The sequence below is a fragment of the Hyphomicrobium sp. genome, assembly GCF_036833075.1.
GTDB lineage: Bacteria > Pseudomonadota > Alphaproteobacteria > Rhizobiales > Hyphomicrobiaceae > Hyphomicrobium_C.
In genome coordinates this window covers 116,027-132,924 of sequence record NZ_DAITQL010000002.1, presented here as the reverse complement: position 1 = coordinate 132,924, position 16,898 = coordinate 116,027, and the positions used below count along the sequence as shown (strand labels likewise).

The window sequence follows — 16,898 nt, the reverse complement described above, 5'->3', positions numbered from 1 at the left end:
GCACGCGCCGCCTGACTCAAACCAACCAGCCTCCGGCAAACCCGGGGCGGTTCAGATGTGCTCAGGTTTTAACGGCACTACGAGGGATATCAACAACCGTGACCACGTCATCGGAGCCAGGTCACGGGTGCAACTGGAACAACGCTCATCCACCCGGACGACGTCGGTCGGTAAACACCGTCTGCTCGGGCAGTCATAGCAATATAAGGCGCGCCTGTGCGTGCAACAACTAATGAGCGAGAACCAGCGCACGCTGAACTGTATTTGAAGGAATGATTATTGAAGACGCATTGGCATTTCCTCACAAGCGCCGCCGCAATTTTTCAACCCGCTTTAGAAGCGCTTTCATCGGATCTTCGTAGCCGATGAAATCCAGCAGGATCTGGATCGCCTCCATGTCTGCGTCTCTAATGGGATCGTTCCGACGCCTCTTGGCAGTCCATCGTGCAAAGGGGGAAATGCCGAGCGTGACTTGATCTGCGCTATCGTCACCCCGCAACGAAAACAACCGCGCGCGCGTGCCCAGGTAGTTGTGGCGCTCCTGACCGGACAGGCAGTTCTCCATCACGATGCCCTCGTGCAGTATCGCCCGCTCGCTGAAGAGCTCGAACCAGATGCGACCGTCTGGAACCGGCGTGACACGCACGATCTCTCCCCGTTCTTCCAACTCCGTCGTAAAGTTAGGGCGTGAAAACTCCGGCGCGCCATCAGATGGTGATGCCTTCCCTTTCCATTGCGCCATATCGCGAACGGCAACCCCCAAGGCTTCGTCCAACGTTTTGATATGACGAAGCCGGTTCATCCATTTGCGCGCCTCCCGCGTCGCCTCCTCCCGAAGATGCAACGGGCTCACCTCCAGCCAGTCTTTGAGCAGCATCCACTTCGTCGCAAGCGTCAGCGACACCTTCAACTGCCTGGCATCAAAGACAACGACATTGCCTTGCTCGACCGCCTCTTTAGTCAGCCACCACGGCGGATCCTTTGGCATCGCCGTCATCGGCACGTAAAGCTCAGGCTCATTGAGGAATGGCTTCCGTAATGCCATCAGCGCCAGCTCAGGTGGGCACCCGCGCACGCGTTCGACGATGAATTGGTCGATTTCCTTTCGGTTGATGATGGTCCGCCCCGTCACGACGCAACACTCCTCTTCGACACGCGATGCCCTGCCTAAGCGCCGCCCTCTCTGACATTCGGCCACACCAAACGCCGCGCGTTGTCATCCTGCTGCTCTTGCTCATCTCCATCACCCTGCACGCCCGCGGCGGTGCGGTTTCGGTGATGATGCGACCGTGCGTCAGCGCGCAGCCGCTTCAATGGCCCCGCTCGATGCGGGGACCATCGGACTCTGCTGACGCAGGCCGCCCTCGCCCTATGGTCTCGGGTTCCGCAACTGCTTCTCCGCTGCCGCCCTCCCGTTCGCATCGAAACCGCCCCGTCCGGGCGATGCAACGAAGGAGAACAACTATGAGCAAGCGAACACACCAATCGACCAATACCCCGCGTCGGGATCTTTATGCCGAAGTCACCAATCGTCTGATTGCCGCAATCGAGGCAAACCCAGGCGAGCCGCAGATGCCGTGGCGGCGGAGCGCGATGCCGCTCTGGCTGCCCGAAAACGCCCAGTCCAAGAACCGCTACAACGGTATCAACATCGTCACGCTCTGGGTCGCAGCCGAGGCACGAGGCTTCTCGTCGCCAATGTGGGCAACCTACAAGCAATGGGCCGAACTCGGCTGCCAGGTGCGCAAGGGCGCCAAGTCTGAACTTGTCATCTTCTACAAAGAGTTCGATGTCGAGCCGTCGACCGATGATGAGAGCGACGACGGCAAGCGCCGGGTTGCGCGCGCCTCCTATGTCTTCAACGCTGCCGAAGTCGAGGGCTTCGCTCATCCGGATCAACAGGGTCGCCTCGGTCCGATCGAACGCATCGAAGCGGCCGACCGTTTTATCCAGGCGACAGGCGCCCGCATCGAACACGGCGGTGAACGCGCCTTCTACCGCCCCTCGACCGATCATATCCAGATGCCGGACGAAGGGCTGTTCTGCGGCACCGATACCATGAGCCGCGACGAATGCTACTACGCCGTCCAGCTTCATGAGCTTTGTCACTGGACCTCCCATGCTGCGCGCTGCAACCGCGAGCTCGGCAAACGCTTCGGCACGCAAGCCTACGCCGCTGAAGAGCTCGTCGCCGAAATCGGCGCCGCCATGCTCTGCGCCGAGATCGGTGTGACGCAGGATACGCGCGCCGACCACGCTCAATACCTCGCCAACTGGCTCAAACTTCTCAAAGACGATTCCAAAGCCATCTTCACGGCTGCCGCAAAGGCGTCCGAAGCTGTCGCGTTTCTCAAAGGGCTTCAACCCAAAGCGGACGCCTAATGCAGCTTGGCCAGGCTGGCGCGGTACCGCAAAAGCCGGGCCGTTTCCGTATGGGTTTTCGACTGCGGATGCGACGCGCCCCACAGCTCGACGAACTCCGGCGTGAACATCGCTTCGGCCTCTGCGATCAGTTCGTCGAAGCGCTCACCGCTGAGCATGTGATCGAAGGTGGTAAGCAGCATTTCGTAGGCGACCTCAGACTCCGTGGACGCACACCATTTTTTTACCCGCTCAAAGTTGAGCGGCGTCGCCTTTAGGTACCTCAGGCGTCTTTCGATGAAGTGGATCGCCTTCAGCTCGGCGAGATACGCCTGCGCATCACGCAGATCATCTTGCGCTATCGGGCGGCCGTTCCACCACTCCTGGTCGCTCAGAAGCAGATCCATCAATTCGTCGAAGTCGTCCCCGTCACCTTCGATCCATCGCTTGATGACGTCCAGGATTTCGTCGTCGGGTCGATCCAGCAGGCGTACAAACATCTCCGCGCCTCGCGAGTTCATGCTGTGCCTCTGGAGCACAGACGTTCACGGGTTGCGACCGTACCCGGACGACCCGGCCTTTTTATGGCTGCGAATGATGAGCCATCGACCGCCTGATCGCGCGCGTGAGCGTCCAGGACGCAACGTCGAGTTCGGCGGCGATCTCGGCACCTTTATCTCCCCCTTCATCGCGGAGCTGATCGCTGCGCCGACGGTGCCGTTCAGCTCGTGCAGTCGCTTGTCGACGAGATGCACATAACGCGCGGTGGTTTGCGGATCGGCATGGCCGAGCAAGCCGCCGATCATTGGCAGCGAGGCGCCAGCGTCAGCCGCCATGCTGGCGAACGAATGGCGAAGGTCATGGATGCGCACACCTTCAAGGTTCGCGGTTTGGCAGACGAGATACCAAGCCTTGTGCAGATTGGTCAGATGGGTCCCTGTGACGTGGCCGGTGATAACGTAAGGATTGCCCTTAATCTTTGGAATATCATTCAAGACGGCCAACACCTCGTCGCTGAGCCGGATGATCTTCTCGCCGGTCTTGCTGTCGGGAAGGAACAGGCTTTTCATATCCGCTCGAACGAACGACCACTGAAGCGTTAGGATCTCATTCAACCGCGCCCCGGTCAGCATCAGCAGCCTGATCGCATAGGCGCTTGAGGTCGTCATTCTCCCCTCGCTTTCCAGGACCTCAACCGTGGTCGCGATCAGCGCATACTCTTCGCGAGTCAGATAGCGCTCCCGCTTGCTCAATCGGAACTTGGCCACCCTGATGCAAGGATTGCTATCACGAGGGTCGATGCCCGTATCCTGCGCCCAGCTAAACAGCTTGGAAAGGACCGACAGCGCAAAGTTGGCGCGTCCCGGCACACGGCCGAGTTCCGCGTGAAACTGTGTTACATCCGCGCGCGTGATCTCATGCAGACGCCGTTTGCCGAACCGAGGCCCAATGATCTTGTCCAGGAGACGTTGATACTCGGTCCTTGTACGCGGTTTCAACTTAGGCCCATGCTGTTCGATGAACCGCTTCTGCGCTTCGTCGAAGGTCAACGCCTCGCGTTCGCGCCTGAGCCGCTCGGCAGGGTCTCCGCCTCCAGCCATCTCGATGAGCAGACTGCTCGCCTTCTTCCGCGCGGTCTCAGCCGTCCAGGGAGACCCATGTCGACCGATCGTGACCCACTGCCGCCTGCCCCTGACCTTCTTCTCAACAAAGTAAGTCACAACTTTTTCGCGGGATCTCGCACCAAATCCCTTTGCTTCGTTGTCCCGGATCACTTCGTTCGGCCCGAGCCGTTCGATCGCAGTCTTGGTGATACGGGCGTGCGTGATTTTCATTGGCGACCTCGGCGAGACCAAAACGGGCGTACTCCGGGCGTACCGGTGAGCGAGATATGCTCAAAGTAGGTGCGAGACAGGGCGAAAATAAGGTGCTGATTAAACTGAGTTTTTCGTATTATTGCGAAGTCGTGCGCAATGCCGAAAATGCACCAAAATAGACTCTGACTCTGCCTGTCTAGGTTCGAATCCTAGTCCCCCAGCCACACACCCCATTGAAATCGCTACGTTTCCGAGACCTTAGCTCGCGCCGAGATAGTCGCGTGATATCCGCGGCTTGTCTCACCGCAGAGCGAATTAGGTGCCACCAGAGACGCTGAAGGCCACCTCTCGGTGCAAAATCGTGCGCCGGGTCTCAGGAGGCCACTTTCGAGACGGGGGATATGGATCTCTATGCAGGGCTACGCGCTGCCGTCAGCGACGAAGCCGAGGCACGCTCGCTGCTCGGTCCAATCAACCGGTAGGTCCTTGCTGAGCTTGAGGAGTCGCGTTGGGCTCAAGTCGACGGGCTGCCGCCCCTCAAGACAGCCACGCACGATGTCAGGAGTGAGATAAGAGAGACGCACCAGCGCGGTGAGGTACCCTTTGCCCATACCAAGCCGCTGGGTCATGGCCTCAATGCTGTTGTCCGAGCCTGCCAATAGCGCGGTCCTCATCGAGAACGCTTCGTGCAACAAACCGACGAGGCCGGCGTCAATCTCGGATGGGGAGCCGCTCTCGACAACAAGACGCTTGCCTTTCCCCGCTCGACGCAGGGAAGCCGCGAACGACAAAGCGACGGGATCCACATCTTCCCAACCCGGCAACCGATTGGCCCCGAGCCTCTCCGCCAGGGTGCCCCGGTCGATGCGAACAATAATCTGCTCCTCTCCGACGGCGACCTGCTGCACGACGGCCTTGATGAACTCCCTCAGGTTCACAGGCGGGAGAGCCGACCAACTTTGCGCCAACTCGGACGCACTGCTCAAAATGACATCGAGCGACCGTGCTCCGATTCCAAGCGGTGCCATCGCGGCGCCAACCTTGGACCTGGATGACAGGAAGGCTCGAAATTGATCCATCACTAGCCCCTCGATCTCGCCCGCGGGGATGCGCGTGCCGTCCTGCTCCGCGCGCCGGCTGCCCTCCAAGAGCGATGTCGAGATGTAGTAGCGATACCGCTTGCCGCGCTTGTTGGAATGCATCGGTGTCATGCGACACCCGTGAGCATCGACTATCAGGCCCGCCAACAAGCTCGCCGCCTCGGCGCCGACACCAAGGAGTCGCTCCTGGCGATTGGCGGCGAGCTTACCCTGCACGAGCTGCCAGAGATCCGGATCGACAATAGCCTCATGCTGCCCAGCATACACATTGCCTTGATGGGCGACATCACCCCGGTAGATGCGGTTCTGAAGCAGCGTATAGAGGGCCCCTCTGGAGAATGGCTGGCCACCCGAAAGCCGTCCACCAGCACCTTCGCGGCGCTTGCTCACGACGCCATTGCGGTCCAGCTCTGCGCGGAGCAAGGCGACCGACCCCAGCCCCGCATAGCGCCGGAAGATCAAGCGAACGGTGTCTGCCTCTGTCCCGTTGACGATCAGTTTCCGGTCCTGTACGTCATACCCCAGCGGGACGTTACCGCCCATCCACATGCCCTTGGCCTTGGAGGCGGCAATCTTGTCGCGGATCCGCTCGCCCGCAATCTCGCGCTCGAACTGTGCGAAGGAGAGCAGCATGTTGAGCGTCAGCCGCCCCATCGACGTCGTCGTATTGAACTGCTGGAAGATGGAGAAGAATCTGTGTCCCTTTCACCTCCTCGCCTGACCGACACCTGCGGGTGGAATGCATTGCTTGGTCGGCGATCTCCGAAGCCGAAAGCGGAAGGAGCCATACGTGCGAAATATGCCGTCGTGGGTGCGGGCTTCACGGGTCTCGCCGCGGCACGCCGCCTGGCTGAGCTCGAACCGGCAAGTGAGATCGCTGTTGTAGAGTCTTCCGTTCTAGGTGAAGGGCCCTCATCGAGAAGCTCGGGATTTGCAGCCCCATTCAACCCGCCGCGGATCGTAGCTCCCGCAGACGCGGAACGCCTGACCGCGATCAATAAGTTTACAAGGGAAGGGATGGATTGGCTTCGCAGCTTGATCGCCGCTCACGGGATCGGCTGCGACCTCGTTCAGTGCGGATGGATCAAAGCGGCAGCGACGGAGCGCGGCGAGCGCGTAATTGCCGAACTTTCGCGAAGCCGGCAGCCCCCTCGAGGAGAATTTCTCACCGCCGACCAGATGCAGACTCTTGTGGGGAGCACGTTCTACCGGGGTGGTCTGTACTTCGTCGATGCATATCTCCTGCAGCCGGCCGCGCTGATCCGCGGTCTTGGCGAGACTCTGCCGGGAAATGTGCGCCTCTATGAGCGAACGGCGGTGACCGCGATCGAGGATTGCGGCTGCTGGCTCCTTCGCACGTCCGACGCATCGATCACAGCCGACTGCGTGATCCTGGCGAACAACGCCCTCGTCAAGGCACTCGGGTATCTCCGCGATCGGCTGATCACGATCTATACTTATGCGGCGATGACCGAGCCGATTTCGCCCGGCGACGATCGAGACATCGGGGCAGCAGCGTGGGGCGTGCTGCCTACCCATCGGCTCGGCACGACGTCGAGGCGCGTCGGCGAGAACCGGCTTCTGGTGCGCTCGCTCTATTCCTATGAGTGCCCAATGTCCGCGCTCCGTGCACACGAGATGCTCGATGCCCGCTTTCGCCGGCGCTATCCATCCTTTTCCGATATCAAGATGGAATTCGTCTGGGGCGGCACAACCGCGCTCACGATGAATGGCTCCCCCGTTTGGGGTTCTCTTGGACGCGGGCTTTATGTTTCCGCAGGATGCAACGGCGCCGGTATCGCCAAAGGAACCGCTCTTGGAAAAAAGCTCGCGGAAGCGATTGCATTCCAACGCCGGGATGCCGAACTCGAAGCGGCGTTTGGCCAAGCGAGCTGGCTCGCACCTGAGCCGCTCCGTTCGCTTGGCTTTCGTTTAGTCTCCGCCTGGGAACAGCGGAGGGCCGGTCTCGAGAGTTAGCCGTTCGGAGCCTCGTTAGCGAGACTCAGGAAATTCTCCCAACTGCGCCCCAGGCGAGGCGCGTCGAAGGTCGAAGGAAACAATAATCGCGGCGTAGTTGGCTGCTCCTGGGCGGTCGCGCTCGGATGTTCGCTCGGCTTCACTTAAGGACGTCACCAGAAAGGCGCTCTCAGAGCACTCCGTCTCCATCTTGGATGTCCGACATATGGAACGCTTCGGCCGGGCGATCCACGGTGGTGATGACGAGCCAAGAGCGGCCGTCGCCAGCCGTTTATGCGAGGATCGAATGGGATGGTTCAACTTATGTTAGGATAGATAATTGTGTTATCTGAACGAACGACAGCACCAGATGTCAGCCGAGCGGCTTCGATTCTGTCACGTCCCATAATGTGGAATACAGCCTCACCGCGCACGATCAGATTGTCGGCAATGAGGCGTCGGTGGCAGCGCCACCACACCGCTTCTGAACACATGATTGCGCAGCGCCGCTTGCGTCCTTCTTCGATCAGGCAGTCGAGGCCTTCATGAAACTGTTCCGAAAGCGCATAATCGGCATAGTTGTGAAAACTCTTGTTCTCCCACAAGCCGTTGACGTCTGAAGGCAGGCTTCGAGCCCTGCCGCGAAGGCCACCAAGTGCCGCAATATGATCGTAGGAAACCTGAAAGGCCGCTAGCGCGTATGGAAAAGCGTCCTTGTTGAACTGCGGATTGGTCCGAGACATCGGCATCTTTCTGACGTCGACGACGCGCTCGACGCGCGACACCTTCAGGAGCTCGACAAACTCCTCGAGGCTCCGGTTGGAATGGCCGATGGTGAAAAAGGGTAGCGGCACCTGTCGTTTTCACGCATGCTCAAGCGCACTGCCCTTGTGGGCGGCGACATGGTCCGTTTTATCGCTTTTGATTTCGTACTGCGGATCGTCTTCAGCGGCGTGATGGGTATGCCCCTTATAGTCAAAATCGCGCGTGTGGACTTTGATGATCGTCCCGGATACGCGGCCCGCCTCAGAGTTCCAGCTCACGTGATCGCCGACCTCGAACGTCTTCGCCATCTCCAGCTCTCCTTTTAAGTACAGGGTCGAGTATCGTTCCCTCAACCCTTGCCGGCAAGCCGAGCGTTGGAAGGCAACTGCGGTAGACAGCACGTCGATGCTGATCAAGGCACCTACCCAGCCCGATAAATTGGAGCTCTAAGACGAGGAGTGGATCAAGTATGGCGCCGCGAGACTTCAAGCCAGATCGATGGTTCCGCATGACTACGCCACGGCGCGCAGCGGCTTTTTCAACGAGTGCGCAGGGCGCACCTTTAAATCCTAATGTGCCACCAGGCTCGGGCCATCCGGAGAAGACTTAGCAACGGATGTCGCGCTCCTCAGCAGTCCTCTCGCCAAGAAATGTCCTTGCATCGGGGACACGTGGAGTTGGGGGTTGGCTGGATTACAGCAGCAAGAGTAAGGACAGCGGCATCGACCGGCACTACATCCAGCCCAGCAAGTCGCAGCAAAACGCGTTCGTCGGAGTTTTGATGGGGCGGCTGCGCGACGAGCTATTGAACGAGATGCTGTTCTCCACGCTCGACGAAGCAAGAGGCTGCTGGCGGATTTTCGCGACCATTACAGCCGTGTCCAGTCCCATTCCGCTCTCGCCAACCGAACACCAGAAGAGTTCTGCGACGCCCAGTAACCCTTGCCGTGACGAACGATCATGTCCAGAATTTTAGCTCTGAACTCACCTTCTGACTGGATGAGAGAAGGGTCTCAGGTCACACGCAGCCGCACGCCAGCAACGAAATAATGCACGGATGATAAGACGGCCAAGATCTCGATCGTAGCGAGAGCATACCGTAGCGAGTCTGCGCCATAGGCAGCGAAAACATAATGGCTGAGGGCTCCGACGCCCAAAGGACCACACGCGAGCCCGACGCAGTTGACGACCAACAGGAACACCGCAGAGGCCACCGGCCGGGCCTCATCCGGGACGCGATTGTGGAGTATCGCAATCGACGGCCCGATGAACACAGCGCCGAACGTTCCCTGCACCGCGAACAACGTCAGCGCGATCCATGTGGGGGCCGCGAGGAGCGCCGCAAGAGTGAACGGCGCGATGCCGGCCATCGCGACAGCCGTCAACCACAGCGCCCAACGGATGTCTCGCCGCTGCAGTCGCTCGGTGAGGTGTCCGCCGAGCCACGTGCCACCCGCACCCAAGGCTCCCACCACGACGGCAATATACATCCCCGCTTCGCCGATCCCAAAACCATGCGACCGCACCAGGAACGAGGACAACCACGTTAGAAAGGAATAGCCGACAACGCTGGCGAGCGTCGCACCGACGATGACATGTCGCAGCACCGGATCGCCGCCTATCGCGCGGAGCAAGTTCGAGAGCAGCCGCACCGTCGGCTGTGCCGAGGAGCCGGCGATGTCGGTCGTACGTTCCGGCTCGCGGACGGTAAGCTGCACCACAATGGCAAGAGCAACCGTCAAGCCGCCGGCCCAGAAGAATGCCACCCGCCATCCGTAAAGCTCGCCAATCAGCCCGCCGCACAAGAAGGCGAGGAAGATCCCGATGTTAACGCCTGAGGCCCATGTCGCCATGGCGGCGGCGCGCTCGTTCGGCCCATACCTGTCGGAGATCATCGCGTGTGACGGTGGCATGCCTCCCGCTTCGCCAATACCTACGCCAAGGCGCGCAACCAGAAGCTGCGAATAGCTCTGCACTAGCCCGCACATAACCGTCATGCCGCCCCATACGGCGGCTGATAGGGCAAGCAGGTTTCGGCGGTTGTGGCGAACGGCATAGAGCGCCGCCGGAATGCTGAGCACGCCATATATCGCTGCGAATGCAAGGCCCGATAGAAGCCCGATTTGGATGTCGCTCAGCGAGTACTCCGCACGGATCGGCTCGATCAGGATGTTCACGAGCTGACGGTCGAGCTGGTTCATCGCAGACAGCGCCGTAAGAACCAGCAGCATATAAGCGCGAGAGCTTGCCGTCATAGGCTTGGAATCTTTGGTTTGAAGTCGTCGCCACCTTGCGCACCGTCAGCGCTGGTTCGCCAGGAGGCGCTGTGCAACTGACCAGACAAATAGCGTCAGGCTGATGGGCTTCGCAAATGACCGGACACTGCGGGCATAGCTGGAGCTTTGCCTGAGATGACCGGATATCAACGAATGGTAACCACGCGACGGACACATCTGAAACCGATGACCGCATCGCGCGCGACTGTACCTGATCAATGTCCGGGCACCCACAGGGGCATGGACACCGTGAGCATCCCGACCTCGCCCTTGAGCCGATTCTCCGCGTCGAGCTCGTGGAGGTACTTCCATTCCGTGTTGACGGGCAGCCTCCCGAGTGCAAATCCGTAAGTCATCACCGGGCCGATCGCAGTGACGCGGCCTTCGAAACCTCCGAGGTGCGCCCCCGCACCGCTGTCGCCGGTGACCTGCTGGTAATGGTATCCGGCGAGGCCGAGCGAGAACGTCTTGGAGACGTGCTGGATCACACCCCACTCAACGTGAAATTCCGTACCGGACTGATAGTCCGTATCTGGATTTTCCCAGTTGAACGTGAATCCAGCAGCTACCGAAACCTCCAAGCCTTTGGCGGGGTCGAGATAGGTGACGGCCCCGCTGGTATCGAGGCCCCAATGATGGAAGGCAATGTTGGAAATGCTATCCCGGTCCCATGGCCCGATCGGTACGTTGATGAGTGCCGAGACGTTCCAATGCCAGTTGCCGGCATGCCAACCGATGAGAGCGTTGAGAACAGGATCGCCGAATTTCGTCGAGTCGTCCTCGAACTCGAAATGGTGGCCGGGACCGAAGATGGTGTTGTCGGGCAGTGTGATTGTGCCGCGTGTATCGAGGGCGACATCAATCCGCTTCCAGCCCCACGGCAGCATGATGCCGAAACCCGCGTTTCCGCCCAGGACCTTTTCGGGTGCAATCCAGGTTGCCACAGGCGCGTTGATGTAGGCGGCGGCGTCGACCTCAATATCGGCATCTATCGTTATGCCAGTTCGCCGCAAGGCGATGCCGCGGGCCGCGTTGCCGCTGGCATTGCCTGAATATCCGTAGTTGATGTCGATGACGTAAATACCGGGCGGCGGCACATATCCCGCCATCGACGCTTTGGATCCGAGGAGATAGAAGCCGGTTGCGTTCTCGGCGGCTTGCGCGATGTCCGGGCCGAGGCCCACCGTCCCAAGCGCCAAGAATAACGCAATCGCAGGACGCATTCGTGTACCCTCCGACTGTCAGATCGCCGAGACACCTGCTTTCGCAATTCCCTCGATCTGCTGCGGCTGCCCCTCGTCGTCTTCCGACGAATCGATGCCGGAAATCATAAACTTGTACGCCCTCGCGGCTTGGCATTTTGCGCCACGGTGCACTGAGTTACCCGACAAACGTGCGCGAGGCGTTGGGGGGAAAAGGCGCTCGACAGAAAACGGCGCGCTCTGCCATTCTGCACGCTAATTTCCAGGCGTGGTCTCATGACCGTAACGGCATTCACAAACAGCACCGGCCTCGGCCCTCTCCCCCGGCTCCTTGAGGCGGCCGGCGGATCGCGAATGCTGACACGTGTCTTCCAGTCGGAGAACCTGCCGCTCAGCTTGGCATCGGGCGAAGCAAATTGGATACCTCTCCGTAGTCTGCTCGGTCTGTTCGAGAGATCGGCCGCAATGCTCGGTGATGACTTGATCGGACTGCGTGTCGGCCAAGCCATGCAACCCGAGGATTTCGGCCTATGGGCCCGTTACGGGATGTCCGGCGCGACCTTGCGTGACAAGATCCTGCGCTCGAACCGGGGCCTGCGGTTTCATCAGACGGGAGGCGAGCTTGCCCTCGATGTGCGCGGCGAGATCGCCGTCTGGCGCTACAGCATGGCCGATCCAGCAACCTACGGGCGCAGGCATCACGCCGAGCATATCCTGTGGCCCATGCTGACGGCGCTGCGCCGTCACACCAGTGCGAAGTGGGATCCGATTCGCATCGAATGCAGCTACGAGCGACCTCCGTGCTGGCGAAAACTTGAGGTGGCGTTTGGAGCCCCCCTTTTCTTTGGCAAGGCGGCGAATGCCATCGTCTTCAAGAGGCACCTTCTGGAAGATGCAACAACTCACCTCATGCCGCTTGAGATGCAGGTGACCTGCGGCGATATCCTCCGGATGGCTCGACGTCGACCACCGACGACAATCCTCGAAGCGACCCGAGCCGTCGTGCGAACGCGCATTGCCGAGCCACTTACGGACATCGAGGGCACCGCGCGGCAGCTCGGCATGAGCCCGCGGACCTTGCAACGCAATCTCGGCGAAGAAAACTTCACGTTTAGGGAAGTGCTCGAGCAGGTGAGAATGGAGCGGGCGATTGAGCTCTTGCAGGACACAACGGTCTCGATCACCGAAATCGCCTTTTCGTTGGGCTACGATGATGCGACGAGCTTCTCGCGCGCTTTTCGCCGCTGGGCGGGCTATTCGCCGAACCATGTGAGACAAGCTCCGCCGTCGTCTGCGAAGTGACGGTCCGGATGGGTTTAGAACGACAGGTACGCGTGGAAGGTTCGCACGCCATTTCGAAATCCTCTCTTACCGTTTGTTACGTTTACCATCACCATAACGAAGGCTTGGCGCAAAATGCCAAGTGCTGTGCGATGCCATCGCTTAGGCTTGCTCCATGGGAACCGCTCGACAGATCGTTGTCGGCGAAGGCCGGCACTGAAACTCGGGCAGTCTCATACCGTCAGTCGCTTCCTCGTTCGTTGCTTCTATCCTCGAGGGTCCGGCGTGAATCACGTCCCGACAGTCAAACCGCGCGATAGATCCGCCCCGAGAACCTGTTCCTTTCCGGGCATGGTTTTCGTCCCCGGCGGGACGTATCACATGGGGTCGGACAAGCACTATCCCGAGGAAGCGCCCGTTCATCGTGTGACCGTCGATGGCTTCTGGATCGACGAGGCGCCGGTCACCAACGCCGAGTTCCGCGTCTTCGTTGAGGCGACCGGCTACGTAACTTTCGCCGAGATCGCCCCCAAGGCCGAGGACTATCCGGGCGCCTTGCCGCACATGCTGAAGGCTGGCTCGCTCGTCTTTAACCCGCCGGCAGGTCCGGTGGATCTTCGCAACTGGGCGAGTTGGTGGGAGTTCCGTTTCGGCGCCAATTGGCGCAAGCCCTACGGCCGCGGAAGCTGGATCAAGGGGCTCGACGATCACCCGGTCGTGCACGTCGCTTATAGGGATGCCGAGGCCTATGCGGCCTGGGTCGGCAAGGAACTCCCGACGGAAGCCGAATGGGAGTTCGCCGCGCGCGGCGGCCTCGAGGGGGCCGAGTTCGCCTGGGGCGACGAGCTGACGCCCGGGGGACGCCACATGGCGAACACGTGGCAGGGCAACTTCCCCTACGAGAACCTGGAGCTGGACCGCTACGCGCGCACATCACCCGTCCGCGCCTTTCCGCAGAACGGCTACGGTCTCTACGACATGATCGGCAACGTGTGGGAATGGACGACGGACTGGTATGCTCCCAAGCATCAGGCCGACGCGGCGAAAGCCTGCTGCATCCCCGAGAACCCACGCGGGGCGGGGCGCGAGGCGAGCTACGATCCTAACCAGCCACAGATCCGCATCCCACGTAAAGTTCTCAAGGGCGGCTCGCATCTTTGCGCACCGAACTACTGTCGCCGCTATAGGCCCGCCGCGCGCCATCCCGAACCCATTGACACCTCCACGAGCCATGTCGGCTTTCGATGCGTTGTTCGCACGCAAACCCGCTCGAGCGCGAACGATCGTCCTTAAACACAGACACGTCCTGGACACACACAAGGTTGGGAGGCTGATGTCATGCGTAAAAAGGAAAACGGAATACAGGAGTCGGACTTCGCGCTTGATCGCCGAAGTGTGCTGCTCAGTGGCGGCTCACTGCTTGCGCTCGCCGCGGCAACGGCCGGAGGCCCGGCCGAGGCGCAAACGGAAAGGGATGCAGCGGCACCTGCTGCGGGCACCGGCAGCAGGCCCAACATCCTCATCATCTGGGGTGACGATGTCGGGCAGTTCAACATCAGCGCGTACAACCGCGGCATGATGGGCTACCGCACCCCCAATATCGACAGTATCGCAGAGCAGGGCGCGCTGTTCACCGATTGGTATGGCCAGCAGAGCTGCACGGCAGGCCGCGCGGCCTTCATCACCGGACAATCGCCCATCCGCACCGGCCTGTTGAAGATCGGCCTTCCCGGATCGCCCGAGGGCCTGAAGCCGGAAGACCCCACCATCGCCACCCTTCTCAAGCCGCTGGGCTATATGACTGGCCAGTTCGGCAAGAACCACCTCGGCGACCGCGACGACATGCTGCCGACCAACCACGGCTTCGACGAATTCTTCGGCAACCTCTACCATCTTAACGCGGAGGAGGAGCCCGAGAACCCGGACTATCCGAAAAACCCAGATTTCAAGAAGAAGTTCGGTCCGCGCGGCGTCATCCATAGCTTCGCCGACGGTCGTGTCATGGACACCGGCCCGTTGACACGCAAACGCATGGAGACGATCGACGAGGAGGTGAACGAGAAGGCTCTCGACTTCCTTGAGCGGGCAAAGAAGGCCAACAAGCCATTCTTCATGTGGTGGAACTCCACCCGCATGCACGTCTTCACGCACCTCAAGAAGGAGTCCGATGGAAAGACCGGCCTCGGCGTCTATGCCGATGGCATGGTCGAGCATGACGACATGGTGGGTACGGTTCTCGCCAAGCTCAAGGAGCTTGGCATGGAAGAAAACACCATCGTCATGTACGCAACCGACAATGGGGCCGAAACCTTCACTTGGCCTGACGGTGGCACGACGATGTTCCGCGGCGAGAAGAACACCAACTGGGAAGGCGGTTATCGCGTCCCGTGCATGATTAAGTGGCCGGGCGTCATCAAGCCCGGAACGGTTATCAACGACATCGGTGCCCACGAGGACATGCTGACGACCCTCGTGGCGGCGGCCGGAGCGCCAAACGTGAAAGAGGAACTCCTCAAGGGCAAAACGATCGGGGAGCGAACGTATAAGGTTCACCTCGACGGCTACGATCTTGGTCCCGCCCTGCGGGGAGAGGCCGAGTGGCCGCGTAAGGAGTTCCTGTATTGGACGGATGGCGGCGATGTCGCCGCGCTCCGCTACGACAACTGGAAGATCACCTTCCTGCGGCAGGACGCCGAGGGTCTCAAAGTGTGGCAGGAGCCGTTCGTCACCCTTCGCGCTCCAACATTGACCAACCTGCGCATGGATCCGTTCGAGCGTGCAGAGCACGAGAATGCAATGGGCTATCAGCGCTGGTTCATGGACCGCATGTTCGCCATCGCCCCTGCGGGCGCCTACATCGGGCAATGGCTTGAGAGCTTCAAGGAATTCCCCCCGCGGCAAAAGCCAGGCAGCTTCACCCTCGAGGGGGCGATGGACGCGGTGATGAGCAATGTAGGCAATCAGTAAGCCAACGCCCGTCTTCGGACCGCATCGACGATGCGGTCCCGTTCCAGGCCCTGATACGGACAAGATTATCATGATCGACCGTCCTGCGTACGCCATCGCCCTCTCTCTTGTGTTGGTCCTGCTGGCTGCCGTGCCCCTCGAGCACGCCTCGGCGCGGTCGGATTCACTTCCATCCTGGAATGACAGCGCGACCAAAGCGGCAATTGTGGAGTTTGTCGCTCGCGTAACGAAGGATGGCGGACCAGACTATGTGCCGCCCGCCGAGCGCATCGCCGTTTTCGACAACGACGGAACGCTCTGGTCCGAGCAGCCGATGTACTTCCAGCTCGCGTTCGCGATCGATCGCATTGCCACCTTGGCCAAGGACCATCCGGAGTGGAGAGAGAAGCAGCCGTTCAAAGGCGTGCTCGAAGGAGACCTCAAGGCCGTGGCCGCGTCCGGCGAGCATGGCCTTCTCGAGATCGTGGCCGCAACTCACGCCGGTATATCGACAGAGGAATTTGCGGGTATTGTCGACAGCTGGCTCACCAGCGCACAACACCCGAAACTCAAGCGGCCCTACACGGCGCTCGTCTATCAGCCGATGCTCGAGCTTCTCTCCTACCTGCGCGCAAATGGCTTCAAAACGTTCATTGTCTCGGGCGGAGGCGTCGAGTTCATGCGTCGTTTCGCTGAGAACGTGTACGGCATCCCGCCTGAGCAGGTCATCGGCTCGTCGGGAGTGGTGAAGTTCGATATAGGCGCAGACGGCGAGCCGAGACTCGTCAAAGATGCCAAGATCGAGTTCATTGATGACGGCGCGGGCAAGCCCGTCGGCATCAACCGCTTCATCGGCCGCCGCCCGATTTTTGCCTTCGGCAACTCGGACGGCGATCTGCAGATGCTTCAGTACACAGCAGCGGGTAGAGGCGCGCGGTTCATGGGCCTCGTCCACCATACCGATTCCGATCGGGAGTGGGCCTATGACCGCGCGTCCCACATTGGCAAGCTCGACAAGGCGCTTGACGAGGCGAAGAGCAAGGGCTGGGCTGTCGTCGACATGAAGACGGACTGGAGCGTGGTGTTTCCCTAACTAGAACAGGTCCCGCTCCGTTTCGGCACAGGTTAGAGCTTCCCACGCCGGTCAATAGAACACCAGGAGCGGGGCCGGTTGTCCGTCTGCGATAAAGCTAA

Annotated in this window: 15 protein-coding genes and 1 pseudogene; 7 read left to right on the top strand and 9 right to left on the bottom strand. The window is 60.4% G+C overall.

Features of this window, described 5'->3' with window-relative positions:
- Positions 1-301: 301 nt before the first annotated feature.
- Entirely contained in the window at positions 302-1,132 is an 831-nt protein-coding gene (locus tag V7082_RS01635; RefSeq protein ID WP_334145763.1) for a hypothetical protein, read from the bottom strand.
- A 332-nt stretch (positions 1,133-1,464) separates the two neighbouring features.
- Here V7082_RS01635 and V7082_RS01630 point away from each other — a divergent pair, with 332 nt between their 5' ends.
- Positions 1,465-2,382, top strand: coding sequence for an ArdC family protein (locus V7082_RS01630; protein WP_334145761.1), 918 nt, complete (start codon positions 1,465-1,467; stop codon positions 2,380-2,382).
- On the opposite strand, the gene V7082_RS01625 is transcribed toward V7082_RS01630, so the two are convergent.
- The 4 genes and pseudogenes from V7082_RS01625 to V7082_RS01610 all read right to left on the bottom strand — a co-directional run.
- Positions 2,379-2,861 carry a hypothetical protein gene (locus V7082_RS01625; protein ID WP_334145760.1) on the bottom strand — a complete coding sequence of 161 codons (483 nt, stop codon included), beginning with the start codon at positions 2,859-2,861 and terminating at the stop codon, positions 2,379-2,381. The two genes, V7082_RS01630 and V7082_RS01625, sit on opposite strands and share 4 nt — an antisense overlap.
- 45 nt (positions 2,862-2,906) lie before the next feature.
- A complete protein-coding gene (locus tag V7082_RS01620) occupies positions 2,907-4,196 on the bottom strand; it encodes a tyrosine-type recombinase/integrase (RefSeq protein WP_334145758.1) in 1,290 nt (429 codons plus the stop codon).
- 401 nt (positions 4,197-4,597) lie between these two features.
- Complete coding sequence (locus V7082_RS01615; RefSeq protein WP_334145771.1) at positions 4,598-5,821, bottom strand: recombinase family protein; 1,224 nt, start codon at positions 5,819-5,821, stop codon at positions 4,598-4,600.
- A gap of 12 nt (positions 5,822-5,833) precedes the next feature.
- Positions 5,834-5,968: pseudogene (locus V7082_RS01610) on the bottom strand (recombinase family protein); the annotation flags it as partial.
- A 6-nt stretch (positions 5,969-5,974) separates the two neighbouring features.
- Between V7082_RS01610 and V7082_RS01605 the strand changes: the two are divergent.
- Positions 5,975-7,255: an NAD(P)/FAD-dependent oxidoreductase gene (locus tag V7082_RS01605; RefSeq protein WP_334145756.1), complete on the top strand. Its 1,281-nt coding sequence runs from the start codon at positions 5,975-5,977 to the stop codon at positions 7,253-7,255.
- 296 nt (positions 7,256-7,551) lie between these two features.
- On the opposite strand, the gene V7082_RS01600 is transcribed toward V7082_RS01605, so the two are convergent.
- Positions 7,552-8,088, bottom strand: coding sequence for a DUF488 domain-containing protein (locus tag V7082_RS01600; RefSeq protein WP_334145754.1), 537 nt, complete (start codon positions 8,086-8,088; stop codon positions 7,552-7,554).
- Between the two features lie 9 nt (positions 8,089-8,097).
- Entirely contained in the window at positions 8,098-8,307 is a 210-nt protein-coding gene (locus tag V7082_RS01595; protein ID WP_334145753.1) for a DUF2945 domain-containing protein, read from the bottom strand.
- Between the two features lie 308 nt (positions 8,308-8,615).
- Here V7082_RS01595 and V7082_RS21520 point away from each other — a divergent pair, with 308 nt between their 5' ends.
- Complete coding sequence (locus tag V7082_RS21520) at positions 8,616-8,975, top strand: integrase core domain-containing protein (protein ID WP_442909738.1); 360 nt, start codon at positions 8,616-8,618, stop codon at positions 8,973-8,975.
- Positions 8,976-9,012: 37 nt separating this feature from the next.
- Here the strand turns inward: V7082_RS21520 and V7082_RS01590 are convergent, their stop codons facing one another.
- Together V7082_RS01590 and V7082_RS01585 are read right to left on the bottom strand one after the other, a co-directional pair.
- A complete protein-coding gene (locus V7082_RS01590) occupies positions 9,013-10,200 on the bottom strand; it encodes a spinster family MFS transporter (RefSeq protein ID WP_334145769.1) in 1,188 nt (395 codons plus the stop codon).
- A 290-nt stretch (positions 10,201-10,490) separates the two neighbouring features.
- A complete protein-coding gene (locus V7082_RS01585) occupies positions 10,491-11,498 on the bottom strand; it encodes a SphA family protein (protein WP_334145752.1) in 1,008 nt (335 codons plus the stop codon).
- A gap of 333 nt (positions 11,499-11,831) precedes the next feature.
- Between V7082_RS01585 and V7082_RS01580 the strand changes: the two genes are divergently transcribed.
- The 4 genes from V7082_RS01580 (at position 11,832) to V7082_RS01565 (ending at position 16,797) form a co-directional block, all read left to right on the top strand.
- Positions 11,832-12,779, top strand: a complete 948-nt coding sequence (locus V7082_RS01580; protein WP_334145751.1) for an AraC family transcriptional regulator — start codon at positions 11,832-11,834, stop codon at positions 12,777-12,779.
- 330 nt (positions 12,780-13,109) lie between these two features.
- A complete protein-coding gene (locus tag V7082_RS01575; protein ID WP_334145750.1) occupies positions 13,110-14,051 on the top strand; it encodes a formylglycine-generating enzyme family protein in 942 nt (313 codons plus the stop codon).
- A 45-nt stretch (positions 14,052-14,096) separates the two neighbouring features.
- Positions 14,097-15,725 (top strand): arylsulfatase, encoded by a 1,629-nt coding sequence (locus V7082_RS01570; protein WP_334145748.1) that lies wholly within the window; start codon positions 14,097-14,099, stop codon positions 15,723-15,725.
- 70 nt (positions 15,726-15,795) lie between these two features.
- Entirely contained in the window at positions 15,796-16,797 is a 1,002-nt protein-coding gene (locus V7082_RS01565; RefSeq protein ID WP_334145746.1) for an HAD family hydrolase, read from the top strand.
- Positions 16,798-16,898 lie beyond the last annotated feature (101 nt).

Excerpts from the sequence above, each read along its gene's own strand:
- V7082_RS01615 (WP_334145771.1), bottom strand. The coding sequence starts at position 5,821 with ATGGGCGGTAACGTCCCGCTGGGGTATGACGTACAGGACCGGAAACTG.
- V7082_RS01630 (WP_334145761.1), top strand. The coding sequence starts at position 1,465 with ATGAGCAAGCGAACACACCAATCGACCAATACCCCGCGTCGGGATCTT.
- V7082_RS01565 (WP_334145746.1), top strand. The coding sequence starts at position 15,796 with ATGATCGACCGTCCTGCGTACGCCATCGCCCTCTCTCTTGTGTTGGTC.
- V7082_RS01595 (WP_334145753.1), bottom strand. The coding sequence starts at position 8,307 with ATGGCGAAGACGTTCGAGGTCGGCGATCACGTGAGCTGGAACTCTGAG.
- V7082_RS01570 (WP_334145748.1), top strand. The coding sequence starts at position 14,097 with ATGCGTAAAAAGGAAAACGGAATACAGGAGTCGGACTTCGCGCTTGAT.
- V7082_RS01625 (WP_334145760.1), bottom strand. The coding sequence starts at position 2,861 with ATGTTTGTACGCCTGCTGGATCGACCCGACGACGAAATCCTGGACGTC.
- V7082_RS01575 (WP_334145750.1), top strand. The coding sequence starts at position 13,110 with ATGGTTTTCGTCCCCGGCGGGACGTATCACATGGGGTCGGACAAGCAC.
- V7082_RS01620 (WP_334145758.1), bottom strand. The coding sequence starts at position 4,196 with ATGAAAATCACGCACGCCCGTATCACCAAGACTGCGATCGAACGGCTC.
- V7082_RS01580 (WP_334145751.1), top strand. The coding sequence starts at position 11,832 with ATGCTGACACGTGTCTTCCAGTCGGAGAACCTGCCGCTCAGCTTGGCA.
- V7082_RS01590 (WP_334145769.1), bottom strand. The coding sequence starts at position 10,200 with ATGAACCAGCTCGACCGTCAGCTCGTGAACATCCTGATCGAGCCGATC.
- V7082_RS01585 (WP_334145752.1), bottom strand. The coding sequence starts at position 11,498 with ATGCGTCCTGCGATTGCGTTATTCTTGGCGCTTGGGACGGTGGGCCTC.
- V7082_RS21520 (WP_442909738.1), top strand. The coding sequence starts at position 8,616 with ATGTCGCGCTCCTCAGCAGTCCTCTCGCCAAGAAATGTCCTTGCATCG.